At 70.6% G+C, this 13,680-nt stretch carries 10 protein-coding genes; 3 read left to right on the top strand and 7 right to left on the bottom strand.

Annotated features, from left to right (window positions below):
* Positions 1–18: 18 nt before the first annotated feature.
* Positions 19–999: a helix-turn-helix domain-containing protein gene (locus ACIBVQ_RS32235; RefSeq protein WP_386190292.1), complete on the bottom strand. Its 981-nt coding sequence runs from the start codon at positions 997–999 to the stop codon at positions 19–21.
* 103 nt (positions 1,000–1,102) lie between these two features.
* On the opposite strand from ACIBVQ_RS32235, the gene ACIBVQ_RS32230 reads away from it, so the two are divergent.
* On the top strand, positions 1,103–1,573 hold the full coding sequence (locus ACIBVQ_RS32230) for a rhodanese-like domain-containing protein (RefSeq protein WP_362781746.1): 471 nt from the start codon (positions 1,103–1,105) through the stop codon (positions 1,571–1,573).
* 5 nt (positions 1,574–1,578) lie between these two features.
* Here ACIBVQ_RS32230 and ACIBVQ_RS32225 read toward each other — a convergent pair whose 3' ends face one another.
* From ACIBVQ_RS32225 to ACIBVQ_RS32205, 5 genes are all read right to left on the bottom strand, one after another.
* Positions 1,579–1,971, bottom strand: a complete 393-nt coding sequence (locus tag ACIBVQ_RS32225) for a VOC family protein (RefSeq protein WP_362781744.1) — start codon at positions 1,969–1,971, stop codon at positions 1,579–1,581.
* A gap of 109 nt (positions 1,972–2,080) precedes the next feature.
* Positions 2,081–2,998 (bottom strand): MerR family transcriptional regulator, encoded by a 918-nt coding sequence (locus ACIBVQ_RS32220; protein ID WP_362917753.1) that lies wholly within the window; start codon positions 2,996–2,998, stop codon positions 2,081–2,083.
* Between the two features lie 134 nt (positions 2,999–3,132).
* Entirely contained in the window at positions 3,133–5,973 is a 2,841-nt protein-coding gene (locus ACIBVQ_RS32215; RefSeq protein WP_352015908.1) for a vitamin B12-dependent ribonucleotide reductase, read from the bottom strand.
* Between the two features lie 84 nt (positions 5,974–6,057).
* A complete protein-coding gene (gene nrdR / locus ACIBVQ_RS32210) occupies positions 6,058–6,519 on the bottom strand; it encodes a transcriptional regulator NrdR (protein ID WP_184715543.1) in 462 nt (153 codons plus the stop codon).
* Positions 6,520–7,001: 482 nt separating this feature from the next.
* Positions 7,002–7,352 carry a hypothetical protein gene (locus ACIBVQ_RS32205; protein WP_399182113.1) on the bottom strand — a complete coding sequence of 117 codons (351 nt, stop codon included), beginning with the start codon at positions 7,350–7,352 and terminating at the stop codon, positions 7,002–7,004.
* A gap of 199 nt (positions 7,353–7,551) precedes the next feature.
* Between ACIBVQ_RS32205 and lexA the strand changes: the two genes are divergently transcribed.
* Positions 7,552–8,262 carry a transcriptional repressor LexA gene (gene lexA, locus ACIBVQ_RS32200; RefSeq protein WP_399182111.1) on the top strand — a complete coding sequence of 237 codons (711 nt, stop codon included), beginning with the start codon at positions 7,552–7,554 and terminating at the stop codon, positions 8,260–8,262.
* A gap of 76 nt (positions 8,263–8,338) precedes the next feature.
* On the opposite strand, the gene leuS is transcribed toward lexA, so the two are convergent.
* Entirely contained in the window at positions 8,339–10,825 is a 2,487-nt protein-coding gene (gene leuS / locus ACIBVQ_RS32195) for a leucine--tRNA ligase (RefSeq protein ID WP_399182109.1), read from the bottom strand.
* A gap of 539 nt (positions 10,826–11,364) precedes the next feature.
* Here leuS and ACIBVQ_RS32190 point away from each other — a divergent pair.
* On the top strand, positions 11,365–13,665 hold the full coding sequence (locus tag ACIBVQ_RS32190; RefSeq protein ID WP_399182107.1) for a hypothetical protein: 2,301 nt from the start codon (positions 11,365–11,367) through the stop codon (positions 13,663–13,665).
* The last annotated feature ends 15 nt before the right edge of the window (positions 13,666–13,680 follow it).

Below are 13,680 nucleotides of genomic sequence, written 5' to 3'. Positions count from 1 at the left end.
GCTCAGCGGGCGCCCGGCTCACGGGGACTCCCTGAAGGCCCTGCGGTAGGCCGAGGGCGAGGTGCGCATCGTCCTGGCGAAGTGGTGCCTGAAGGTCACGGCGCTGTCGAAGCCCACCGCCGCCGCGACCTCCTCGATCGAGGCGGAGCCCGACTCCAGCGGCTCCAGGCTGGCCGCGATCCGCTGGGAGATCACCCAGCGCAGCGGGCTCGTCCCGGTCTGGCGGGCGAAGTGCCGCAGAAAGGTGCGTTGCGACATGCGGGCGGCCCCGGCCATCCCGGCGACCGTGATCGGCTCGGCCAGGTGCCCGAGCGCCCAGGCCATCGCGACGGCCACCGCGTCGTCCCCCTCCGCGGGCGCCACCGGGGCCTGGACAAACTGGGCCTGCCCGCCCTCCCGGTGCGGCGGGACGACCAGCCTGCGCGCGACCGAGTTGGCCACGCCGGGGCCGTGGTCGGTGCGGACCAGGTGCAGCAGCAGGTCGAGGCCCGCGGCGCTGCCCGCGCTGGTCAGCACGTCCCCGCCGTCCACGTACAGGACGTCGGGGTTGACCCTGACCAGCGGGAACCTCTCCCTCAGCAGGTCGGCGTACCTCCAGTGGGTGGTCGCCTCACGCCCGTCGAGCAGCCCCGCGGCGGCCAGCGCGAAGGCCCCCGAACAGATCGACACGATCCTGGCCCCACGCCCGTGCGCCGTCCGCAGCGCCCTGACCAGCTCCGCGGAGACCTCCCCCCGCACGTCCGCGACCGCGGGCACGATCACCGTGTCCGCCGCCGCGGCCACGTCGAGCCCGTGCCCGGCCCGCATGGTGAACCCTCCGACGACCCGCAGGTCGGCCGGGGTCTCGGCGCAGACCGTCAGCTCGTACCAGGGGACGTCGAGTTCGGGCCTGGGAATGCCGAAGATCTCCACCACGCAGCCGAGTTCGAAGGGGGCCATGCCGTCGAAGGCGACGGCGGACACGGTGTGCGCCCGCCGCGCCGGGAAGAGAAGCGACATGGCGGGATATTAGCGATAAGCGGCGTTCACGCCACTGGCCGGAGGGGCGCCGTGCGCGAAACCATGTCTCACGCACGGCACCGTTCTCCGAGAAAGGCATGTGATGTCCGCCCCCTCATCCGCCGTCACCGCGGTCCCCGCCGCCGAGAGCACCACGGCGATCGCCCACTTCGCCGCCCGGCTCGCCTTCGAGACCGACGTCTCCGACGTGGCCGCCGACCTGGCGGCCGGAGTCCCGGACGTCGTCGTGGTCGACACACGTGGCGTCCAGGCCTGGCTTCAGGGCCACGTCGCGGGAGCCGTACACCTGCCGACCGGCGAGATCGCCGCCCGCGCGGCCGAGGTGGTCCCCACGGGGGCGACCGTGGTGACCTACTGCTGGGGACCGGGCTGCAACGGCGCCACCAGGGCGGCCCTGGAGTTCGCCAGGCTCGGTCACCCCGTCAAGGAGATGATCGGCGGCTTCGAGTACTGGGCCCGGGAGGGCCTGCCCGTCGAGACCTCGGAGGGGGTCTCCCGGCGTGCGCCCGACCCGCTGACTGCCCCTGTCCTCGGCGTCTCCTGCGCCTGCTGACGCCCTCAGCCGTTCGCGGCGAGCAGGTCGACGCCGTTGCCGTCGGGGTCGTGGACGATGGCGTACCGCTGCCCCCAGAACGCGTCCCAGGGCTCCTTGTGGCCCTCGTAGCCCAGGGAGACGAGTTCGTCGTAGGCGGCGTCCACCTCGGCGGGGGTGTCGAACTCGAAGGCGAACGCCGTCCGGGAGCCTCCGGTGGGCGGCCGCCAGCCCGGGTCGAAACTGTGGAGCGTCTCGACCGTGTCCCAGACGAGCTTCAGCCCCCCGGGCAGTTCCGCCTCGACGTGCGGCTCCCCGTCCGCCTCCGGCGGCAGGTCCAGGCCCAGCCGGCGGTAGAACGCCAGCGACCTGGCCATGTCCTTGACGACGATTCCCACGAAACTCAGACGTGCCCGCATATCAGTGTCTTTCCGGTTGGGGTGCCGTGCTCGGTGCGCGCGTCCCGGGGCCGCGCACGGCCCAACCTAACCGGAGGTCACATCCACGGTCTTGCAGGAATCAGACGACTCACGCCTCGGCGGACGCCCTGAGCGCGGCGGCCAGCCAGAGGAAGGCCGCCACGGCCGGAGGGAACGGCGGGCGCCCGTTGATGGCCCCCACCAGCTGCCAGTACCGCTCGACCCGCAGGTCGCTGAACAGCTCCACCTGCTCGGCCAGCCGTACCCGCTCCTGTGCCCGGGTCTCCGGCGCGACGATCAGGTCGAGTACGGCCCGCCCCTCGGCCGAGTCCGGCGCGACCCCCGCCGCCTGGGCCGGGACGGCGTGCTCCATGACGGCCTGGTGGTCCAGCGGGTCTGCGGGGCTGTCCGCGTTCTGGCCCGCCACCACCATCTCCCTGACCCGGCGCTGGAAGTCCTCGTCCTCGACGAGTTCCGCCAGCTCCATCCAGGCGTCCACCTGCTCCGGGCTCGGCTCGTCCGGCAGTTCGGTGTTCACCTGCCGCATGCCGTTCGCGATGCCCAGCGCCGGGCCCTCGCCGGGGTCGACCCCGGCGAGGACGCGGTCCACGAAGTCATCGATGATCTGCTGCCGCTCCCGCGCGGACAGCCTGGCCAGTCTGTGCATCAGTGACACCTCCTCGATCGTGCTGCCGCGCTTGGCGACCGTGCTCAGCACGGCGCGGCGCAGCCGCAGGGTACGGATCTCCGCCTCAAGCGCCGCGACATGCGTCTCGGCGACCTGGGCGACTGTCGTGGCCCGGCACAGGACCTCCTCGACCGCCTCAAGACCGAACCCGAGTTCGCGCAGGGTCCTGACGAGGTCGAGCCGGGCGACCGCCCGCGCGTCGTAGAGACGGTAGCCGCCCGCGGACCGCCCGGTCGGCGGCACCAGACCGCTGTCCGACCAGAAACGGATCGTCCGCACCGGCAGTCCCGTACGGCGGGCGAGCTGCCCGATCGTGAAAAGCTCCGTGCCTTCGCTCACGGCACCACTGTGCCGTCTCCACTCACTGGAGACTCAACTCCCTTTTCCCGCGATGCTCCCTTTCCCCGCGATCGGGAGAGACGACGGGGAGCCGGTGAGCCATGTGGCTCACCGGCTCCCCGGTTCAGGCCGTGTCAGCTGCAGCCGCTGGTCGAGCCGCAGCCCTCGCAGACGTAGCAGCTGCCCGCGGGACGCATCTTGGTGCCGCAGGTCATGCACAACGGCGCGTCGGCGGTGCGGCCCTGGTGCGACTCCAGGGAGCCCGCGGCGCGCTCGGGGGCGGCCACCTCGACGGTCTGGGCGCGGGTCTCGGAGCGGGGCTGGGGCCGCTCGATGGGCGCGGAGGTGGCCAGCTCGGCGATGACCTCGTCCGCGGCGATCGGGGCCGGGTCCTCGCCCCGCTGCTGGGCGGCGCGCTCGGAGGCCGAGAAGATCCCCAGGGCGGCCCGCTCGTCGTAGGGCAGGTGGTCGAGCGCCAGGCGGCGGAAGATGTAGTCCATCACCGAGGCGGCCATCCGGATGTCCGGATCGTCGGTCATGCCCGCCGGGTCGAAGCGCATGTTGACGAACTTGCCCACGTAGGTCTCCAGCGGCACGCCGTACTGCAGGCCGATGGAGATGGCCACGGAGAAGGCGTCCATGACGCCCGCCAGGGTGGAACCCTGCTTGGACATCTTCAGGAAGACCTCGCCGAGACCGTCGTCGGGGTAGGACGAGGCGGTCATGTAACCCTTGGCGCCGCCCACCGTGAAGCGGGTGGTGGTGCTGGGCCGCTGGTTCGGCATCCGGCGCCTGGTCGGACGGCTGACCTCGACGACCTGGACCTCGGGCTCGGCCGGCTCGGCCTTCTCCTCGGTCTTCTTGCCCGCCGCCGACAGCGGCTGGCCGACCTTGCAGTTGTCGCGGTAGACGGCCAGGGCCTTCAGGCCGAGCTTCCAGCCCTCCATGTAGACCTGCTCGATGTCCTCGACCGTCGCGGACTCGGGCAGGTTGACGGTCTTGGAGATGGCACCGGACAGGAACGGCTGGGCCGCCGCCATCATCCGCACGTGGCCCATCGGCGCGATGGCCCGCTCTCCCATGGCGCAGTCGAACACCTCGTAGTGCTCGGGCCGAAGACCGGGGGCGTCCACGACGTGGCCGTGCGCGGCGATGTACTCGACGATCGCCTCGACCTGCTCCTCCTGGTAGCCGAGCTGGCGCAGCGCCCGCGGGATCGTCTGGTTGACGATCTGCATGGAGCCGCCGCCCACGAGCTTCTTGAACTTGACCAGGGCGAGGTCGGGCTCGATGCCGGTGGTGTCGCAGTCCATCATCAGGCCGATGGTGCCGGTCGGCGCGAGCAGCGAGGCCTGGGCGTTGCGGTAGCCGTTCTTCTCGCCGAGCTTGAGGCAGTCGGCCCACTGGCGGGAGGCCTCGGTGTGGATGACCCGGTCCATCCCGCCCAGGGTGCGCAGGTCGTCGTTGGCCGCGGCGTGCTTGCGCATGACGCGCTTGTGCGCCTCGGCGTTGCGGGCGTAGCCCTCGTACGGCCCGACGACCGCGGCCAGCTCGGCGCTGCGGCGGTAGGAGGCGCCGGTCATCAGCGAGGTGATGGCCCCGGCGATGGCCCGGCCGCCCTCGGAGTCGTAGGCGTGGCCGGTTGCCATGAGCAGCGCGCCCAGGTTGGCGTAGCCGATGCCGAGCTGACGGTAGGCCCGGGTGGTCCGGTCGATCTTCTCGGTCGGGAAGTCGGCGAAGGTGATGGAGACGTCCATCGCGGTGATGATCAGCTCGGTGAGCTTCACGAAGGCCGCGACGTCGAAGGTGTCGTCGTCCCTGAGGAACTTCAGCAGGTTGATGCTGGCCAGGTTGCAGGAGGAGTTGTCCAGGTGGAGGTACTCGGAGCAGGGGTTGCTCGCCGTGATGCGGCCGGTCTCCGGGCTGGTGTGCCAGTCGTTGATCGTGTCGTCGTACTGGACGCCGGGGTCGGCGCACTCCCAGGCGGCCTGGGCCATCTTCCTGAACAGGGACTTGGCGTCGACCTTCTCGATCACCTCGCCGGTGAGGCGTGCGCGCAGCCCGAAGTCACCGCCGTTCTCGACGGCCCGCATGAACTCGTCGGAGACGCGCACGGAGTTGTTGGCGTTCTGGTACTGGACGGAGACGATGTCCTTGCCGCCCAGGTCCATGTCGAACCCGGCGTCGCGCAGCGCGCGGACCTTGTCCTCCTCGCGCGCCTTGGTCTCGATGAACTCCTCGATGTCGGGGTGGTCGACGTCCAGGACGACCATCTTGGCCGCGCGGCGGGTGGCGCCGCCGGACTTGATGGTGCCCGCCGAGGCGTCGGCGCCGCGCATGAAGGAGACGGGGCCGCTGGCCGTACCGCCGCTGGAGAGTAGTTCCTTGGAGGAACGGATCCGGGAGAGGTTCACCCCCGAGCCCGAACCGCCCTTGAAGATCACACCCTCTTCCTTGTACCAGTCGAGGATGGACTCCATCTGGTCGTCGACGGCCAGGATGAAACAGGCGCTGACCTGCTGCGGGGAGGCGGTGCCGACGTTGAACCAGACCGGCGAGTTGAAGCTGAAGACCTGGTTGACCAGGGCGTGCTTGAGCTCGTGGTCGAAGATCTCGGCGTCCTCCTCGGTCGCGAAGTAGCCCTCCTCGACCGCGGTCCTGGTGTAGACGCCGACCACCCGGTCGACGAGCTGCTTCAGGCTCCACTCGCGCTGCGGGGTGCCGACGGCGCCCCGGAAGTACTTGGTGGTCACGATGTTGGCGGCGTTGACCGACCAGGAGTCGGGGAACTCGACGCCCCGCTGCTCGAAGTTGACCGAGCCGTCCCGCCAGTTGGTCATGACGACGTCACGGCGTTCCCAGGTCACCTGGTCGTACGGGTGCACCCCGGGCGTGGTGAAGATGCGCTTCATCTTCAGTCCCTTGCGTGGCCGCTTGCCCCCGCGCGCGACCGCGCCGTTGACCGTCTCCGTCATGACTTCCCCCTTCCGAGGCTCCATGGAGCCCCCAGTCGGACCAGTTCAACACGCCGCGTACTCCCCCGGCGCCCGGGGACTGACTCAGTCGCGCCGCGCGGAACGCTCGGCGCGCAGCTGTTCGATCTCGGCCTCGAAGTCGGCCAGGGTCTCGAAGCCCCGGTAGACGGAGGCGAAACGCAGGTACGCCACCTCGTCGAGCTCGCGGAGCGGGCCCAGGATCGCCAGCCCGACCTCGTGGGCCGCGATCTCCGCGGCCCCGGTCGCCCGGATGCTCTCCTCGACCCGCTGGCCGAGCTGGGCCAGCGAGTCCTCGCTCACCGGGCGCCCCTGACACGCACGCCGGACACCGGCGATCACCTTGTCCCGGAAGAACGGCTCGGTCACCCCGCTGCGTTTGCTCACCATGAGCAACACCGTCTCCTGCGTGGTGAACCTGCGCCCGCACTCCGGGCAGGTGCGCCTGCGCCGGATGGCGCTGCCGTCCTCGGTCGACCGGCTGTCGATGACCCGCGTGTCAGGATGACGACAGAACGGACAGTGCACGCGTGTCGCCTCCCTGACTTGCCCAGCGGCTCATCTTCCTCGCGTTGCTCCGCCGGCTCTGCGATCTCCGTGTGGAGACGCTCACGCACGCCCTCGAATGGTCGAGATGCGGTAATAGAAACACAATCTATGGTGGAGCGGAATGATGAAGCCACTAGATGTTGTGGTCCAACCGTAGGAGTGTCGGACCATGAACGCAAGTTAGGAAGGGCCTGCCGAGCGAAGTCGCCGATCAGCGCAGCTCAAGGGCGTCAGCCGGGCGTGTCGCCCTTCCGGTGCGGCCCCGCGGGCGCCGTCCGGACATGCGGCACCCCTCCCCGGGGCATGCGAACGGGCCGATCGCCGAGATCCATTATCGGGTGAGCCCGGGGCGCGTCGTCACGCTCCGTCGTCGGCGCCCCCGCCCGCCCCTCCTCGGAACGCCAGGACCCCCACTGGCCACAGGGCCCGCAGAGGCCCGTCGAGGCGCCCCGGAAAGCCTCCTAGGAGGCGAGGGCCGCGTCCAGGAGGGCACCCGCCCAGAAGGCCGCCAGAACGAGGAGCACGAGCGCCAGGACCGCCACGACCCTCCCCCTGCGGGTCAGCCTGACCGGGGCACGCCTCCGCCGGACGGTCGCGTGCACCACCCTCCCCCCGGCGACGGCCCGCCTCCGCGCAACCGCCGGAACCGTACGGCCCGCACGCCCCGCGGCGGTCCCACGGGGACGCGCGACGGGCCGCCCTCCCCCCGCCGCCCCACGGCCCGCGTCCTTGGCGGCCGCCTCCCCGGTGCCCCTGACCAGCGTCAACGTGGGCCTGGTTGTCCTCGTGGCCGCCTTCACGGTGCCCCCCATCTCTTCGACCTGGCCGAACACATGTCGAAGAAAGATCGGCGAATCGAACACGATGTCGATCGAACTCCCGTACGATGTTGTACACCACGCCGCCACCGATTTCGAGGACCATTCGAACAAATGTTTGAGTATGATCTTCGGCGGAGGTACGGTCGCTGTGTGCGACGCAACCAATACAGACCGGGAGCGAGGAGATCATATGAGTGAGCGCGACGAGAGCGGCGCGGCCGTCAGTGACCTGACGGTGCGCAGGCGTGACTCCCTCGGCCTCACCCCCAGGCAGCGCAAGATCCTTGAGGTGATCCGCGACTCGGTGCAGCAGCGCGGCTACCCGCCGTCGATGCGCGAGATCGGCGAGGCGGTGCAGCTGACCAGCACCTCCAGCGTGTCGCACCAGCTGACGGCCCTGCAGCGCAAGGGCTATCTGCGCCGCGACCCGCACCGCCCGCGTGCCCTGGAGGTGCGCCTGCCCGGCGAGCCGGTGCTGTGGGTCGACCCCGACACCAACGCCGAGGAGACCTCGGTCAACCGCCCGACCGCGGCCTACGTGCCGCTCGTCGGCCGGATCGCCGCCGGCGGCCCGATCCTCGCCGAAGAGAGCGTGGAGGACGTCTTCGCCCTGCCCAAGCAGCTCGTCGGCGAGGGCACCCTCTTCCTGCTCCAGGTCACGGGCGACTCCATGATCGACGCCGCGATCGCCAACGGCGACTGGGTGGTCGTCCGCCAGCAGCCCGTCGCCGACAACGGCGACGTGGTCGCCGCGATGATCGACGGCGAGGCCACGGTCAAGACCTTCAAGCGCAAGGACGGCCACGTCTGGCTGGTTCCGCACAACACGAACTACGACCCGATCCCCGGTGACGAGGCCACCGTCCTGGGCAAGGTCGTGGCGGTGCTGCGCAAGCTCTGAGGCGCCCCGGCGGCATCTCTCCCGGAACGCGAGGAGTGACCCTCAAACCGAGGGTCACTCCTTTCTGCGTTCACGATCAGGGAACGATGTTGACCAGCTTGGGGGCCCTGACGATGACCTTGCGGGGCGCGCCGGACAGGAAGGCCTGCACCTTCTCCGACGCCAGCGCCAGTGCCTCCAGGTCGGCATCGGAGATCTCCGGGGAGACCTCCAGACGGTCACGGACCTTGCCCGCGACCTGTACGACGCAGGTGACGGTCTCCTGCACCAGCAGCGCCGCCTCCGCGACCGGCCACCCGGCGGTCGCGACGGAGGCGGGGTGCCCCAGCCGCTCCCAGCCCTCCTCCGCCGCGTACGGCGCGACCAGGGACAGCATGACCGCCAGGGTCTCCGCGGCCTCGCGCACCGCCGGGTCGGCGGCACCGGGGCCCGAGTCGATGGCCCTCCTGGCGGCGGTCGTCAGCTCCATCATCCTGGCGATCGCGACGTTGAAGCGGTGCGAGTCGAGCAGCTTGGTGACCTCGTCCACGGTCCGGTGGACGACCTTGCGCAGCTCCAGATCACCGGTGGAGAAGGCGACGCCGGGTGCGGATCCCGCACCGGCCTCGGCCATGACGCGGAAGGCCCTGGCCAGGAACTTCTGCGACGCGGCCGGGGAGACGTCGGCCCAGTCGATGTCGTCCTCGGGCGGGCCGGCGAACAGCACGGTCAGCCTGACCGCGTCGACGCCGTAGGTGTCGATCTGCTGGCCCAGGTCGACCCCGTTGCCCAGCGACTTCGACATCGCCTTGCCCTGGTTGATGACCTGCCCCTGGTTCAGCAGGCGCAGGAAGGGCTCGGTGAAGTCGAGCATGCCCATGTCGTGCAGGACCTTGGTGAAGAAACGCGAGTACAGCAGGTGCAGCACCGCGTGCTCGACACCGCCGACGTACTGGTCGATCGGCCCCCACCTGCGGACCTTCTCCACGTCGAAGGGACCGTCCAGGTAGGTCGGATCCACGTAACGCAGGTAGTACCACGAGGAGTCGACGAAGGTGTCCATCGTGTCGGTGTCACGCTTGGCGGCTCCGCCGCACTTGGGGCAGGAGACGTTGACCCAGTCCTCGGCCGAGGCCAGCGGGGAGACACCCTTGGGCGCCAGCGCCTCACCACGCATGTCGGGCAGGGTGACGGGCAGCTGGTCGTCGGGGACCGGGACCTCGCCGCAGTCCGCGCAGTGGATGATCGGGATCGGGCAGCCCCAGAAACGCTGGCGGGACAGCAGCCAGTCACGCAGGCGGAAGTTGACCGCAGCCCTGCCGGTCCCGCGCCCGGCCAGCACCTCGATGATCCTGTGGATGGCCTCGGCCTTGGACAGGCCGTCCAGCGGCCCCGAGTTGACCAGGGTGCCCTCACCCGCGGTGGCGATCCCGGTCTCCCCCGGGTCGGCCATGCCGGTGTGGACGACGACCCGCACCGGCAGGTCGAAGGCGCGGGCGAAGTCGAGGTCGCGCTGGTCGTGGGCGGGAACCGCCATGATGGCGCCGTGGCCGTAGTCGGACAGCACGTAGTCGGCCGCCCAGACCGGCATGCGCTCGCCGTTGACCGGATTGATCGCGTAGCGGCCCAGGAAGACGCCGGTCTTCTCCTTCTCGGTGGACAGCCGGTCGATGTCGGACAGCTTGGCGACCTCGGCCCGGTAGATCTCGAAGGCCTTCCGCTGCTCGTCGGAGACGATCTCCTCGGCCAGCGGGGCGTCCGGGGCGACGACGAAGAAGGTCGCGCCGTACAGCGTGTCGGGGCGGGTGGTGTAGACCGTGACCGGCTCGTCGCGACCCTCGATCACGAAGTTGACGTCCGCGCCCTCGGACCTGCCGATCCAGTTGCGCTGCATGGTCAGCACGCGCTCGGGCCAGCCGCCCTCCAGCTGGGCCATGTCGTCCAGCAGCCGGTCGGCGTAGTCAGTGATCTTGAAGTACCACTGGGTCAGCTCCCTGCGGACGACCTCGGCGCCACAGCGCTCGCACCTGCCTCCGACGACCTGCTCGTTGGCCAGCACGGTCTGGTCGTTGGGGCACCAGTTGACCAGGCCGCCCTTGCGGTAGGCCAGGCCGCGTTCGAAGAAGCGCAGGAACAGCCACTGCGTCCACCGGTAGTAGGTGGCGTCGCTGGTGTGCAGGCGGCGGGACCAGTCGAAGGAGACCGCGTAACGCTTGTAGGAGGCCGCCTGGGTCTCGATGTTGGCGTAGGTCCACTCGGCCGGGTGCGCGTCACGCTTGATGGCGGCGTTCTCCGCGGGCAGGCCGAAGGAGTCCCAGCCGATCGGGTGCAGCACGTTGTAGCCGCGCTGGAACCAGTAGCGCGACACGATGTCACCGATGGCGAAGGCCTCGGCGTGACCCATGTGCAGGTCGCCCGAGGGGTAGGAGAACATGTCGAGCATGTAGCGACGCTCACGCGGGTCCGCGGGGTCGTCGGAGGCGTGGAACGGGTCCAGTTCCTCCCACCGCCGCTGCCACTTGACCTGCAGTGCCTGCGGATCGTAGTGCTGCTCGTCGCTGTTCACGTCGGCTCGCTCGCTCACGTCAATCTTCCCTCGGTATACGTCTGCTGCGATGATCTGACCCGTCCGGCCCAATAGAAAAACCCTCCGCTCATGCGAAGGGCAGCCGCACCGGCGGGCGTCTAACGCCGAGAAGGCCGATGCGGCCCGGTAAGCAGCAGGGTCGCGGCACGCATACGGCAAGACTATCGCAGTCCGCAAGCCGTATTCGTGGCCTGGGGAAACGAATTGGATCACGGTAAACGGAGGACGCCCGTCCGGCGATCCAGCACAATAAGAGCAATCACGTGCCTGGAGCGGGCCGAGACCTGATGGGGACACATCCGTTGTGACCTCGCATGTCCCGTCAGTTTACTCTTCTCACCGTGGCACACTCAGTCGAGCCGGGGCAGGGCCCGGATCCCTTGGAGGCCGGCCTGCCGATGCAGGATCCACCGACCGACCCCACAGGACTCCAGTTCAGGGGGGCGTTCTCCGGTTTCCCTGCGAACATCCCTGCCTCCCGTGAGACCATGCCGAATACCCATAATTCGGGCACCCGTGCGGAAGGTAAGGAAGCCATGGCCCCGGAGCAGCCCAGCCAGCCCCACCTGCCTCCGGCGTGGCCGGAGGCGGCGGAGACGACGTCCGGCTGGGCGAACGACTCCTTCGGCGCCTCGTCGCCACGACTTCCCCTCCCCCATGAGGAGCCGGCCTCGCCCGCCGACGGCCAGGGACAGCCGGGCGCCGGTTGGGAGCAGGCGGGGGCGAGCACGCCCGAATACGGCTGGAGCCAGCCGACGCCGTCCCAGACCCCCAACGGGGCTCCCAGCGGATCCTCCAACGGTTCCGCGACTCTCGGCGGCGGCTGGGACCAGGCGCTGGCCTCCCCTTCTGGGGGCGCGCCCGACGACATGGAGACCCCCCGGCAGGGCGTCCCCACCCAGCCTCCCGTCACCGATCCGGCGTCCGGCTGGAACTCCCCGGCGGGGACCGGGTGGGACCGGGCAGCCCGTACGGCGCCCGCCGATCCGCGGGACCGCCCCGCCTCCAGCGCCACGACCAGCTGGAGCGACGCGTTCACCCCGCAGCCGAAGGACGCCCTCAGGCCGGACCCCGACCTGGCCGGCGGATACGGAGGCCAGCTTCCCGAGGCCGCTCCCGTGAGTGCCGAGCCCCGGTGGGACCCGCAGCCCCCGGCGGAGGCGGCACCCGCCGACAACCCGGTGTGGCCGCCCGCCACCGCCGAGAACACCGGATGGCCGTCCGCCACCACCCCACAGGACGACGCCGCGCAGCCGCCCGCCACCGCAAACGCCTCCTGGCCGTCCGCCGCGCCGCAGGACAACGCCGTGTGGCCGCCGACGGCCCAGGCGAACGGCTCCGCCTGGCCGTCCGCCTCCGCCGAGAACACCGGGTGGCCACCCGCCGCTCCGGCCTCCGGTCCGGCCGCGGGACCCACCGCGCCCGCGGGAGACCCGGCGCCCGGGGCAACCGCGTGGCCGTCGGCCGTGCCGGGGGACAACCCCGTGTGGCCGCCCTCCGCGGCCGAGGGAACCGTGCGGGACCCGCTGTCGCACACGTGGTCGACCCCTCCTCAGGAGGAGCCGAGCCGTGACGGCGCGCCCTTCGGCGAGGACGCCGCCCGGGGCAGCTTCGGGGTGCCGAACAACCCCGCCGTCTGGGCCCTCGCCGCGACGACCGCGCCCGAGCCCACCCCGCGCGCCGATCCGCTGAACGACCCGCTCAACGCCCCCCGCAACGCCCCGCCGGTCGACCCGTTGAGCGGCCCGCCGAACAACCCCCTGAACAACCCCCTGAACGACCCGCTGACGGCGCCCGCCTACGACGCGTCCGCGACACGGCATCCGGCCGACCTTCCGCTCCCGCCGCAGGCTCAGCCCTTCGGGCAACCGGGACAACCGGCTTACCCGGGGCAGCCGGGACAACCGGGGCAGCATGAGTTCGGCCACCCCGGGCAGCCCGGGCAGCCCGGTCACCACCTGAGCCAGGACCCGTCCGACCCCAACAGGCGTTTCGTCACCGCGGGCCAGATCAGCGGCCCGAAGACCCCGCCGCCCGAACGTCAGCAGGAGCTGTGGGACACGGTCTTCGGCGACAACTACCAGGCCATGGGGAACGAGGACGACTTCGACGAGCAGGGCAGGCCGGTCTGGGTCTTCGCGCTGGTCGGGTCGGTGGTGATCGCGCTGGTCGGCGCGCTGCTGTGGGCGTTCATGGCCGGTCCGCTCGCCGCGACGAACGAGGCGGACCCCGCTCCCAGCGCCAAGCCCTCCGCCACGTCCAAGAAGCCGCCGAAGTCCCAGACGCTCGGCCGCCTTCCGCGTTTCCCCGGCAAGGCGTCCCCGGTCTCGGGCACCCTGGCCGACCAGGCGGCGGCGATCAGTGTGACACGGCTGGGCGGAGAGTGGCGGGAGGACCAGCGCAGGACCGTGCCCACGGTCTACGGTTTCACCACCCGCCAGTACGTCGCCGCGGGCACCGACTCCGCCGGTAGGACACAGTTCGCCCAGCTGATGTCGGGGGTGCTCCCGTCCCGGCTGAAGGACAAGTACACCTCACCGGAGAATCTCTCCCCCGTGACCAACGCGGTCGCCGCCTCGGCGCGCAAGAAGTTCTTCCCCGAGGACAACACCGCCCGCAAGACCGCCCAGCAGTCCCTGACCGTCAACGGCCTGCCCGGACAGCTGTCCGCCTACGAGATCACCACGGGCGACACCAAGACCACCATGGTCGTGGCGGCCGTGAGCACCGGCGCCGACCTTCCCTCGATCGTCTACATGTCGGTGCCCGACAGCAAGAAGGAGCTGCTGCCGGACATCAACACCGTCTTCACCTCGATCAAGGCGCTCTCCTCTTAGGACCCGCGTCCGGTC

Origin of the sequence: Streptosporangium sp. NPDC049376 (genome assembly GCF_044466505.1) — a bacterium.
Lineage (GTDB): Bacteria > Actinomycetota > Actinomycetes > Streptosporangiales > Streptosporangiaceae > Streptosporangium.
The sequence above is the reverse complement of the archived record's forward strand: the minus strand, read 5'-3'. Positions and strand labels throughout refer to the sequence as shown.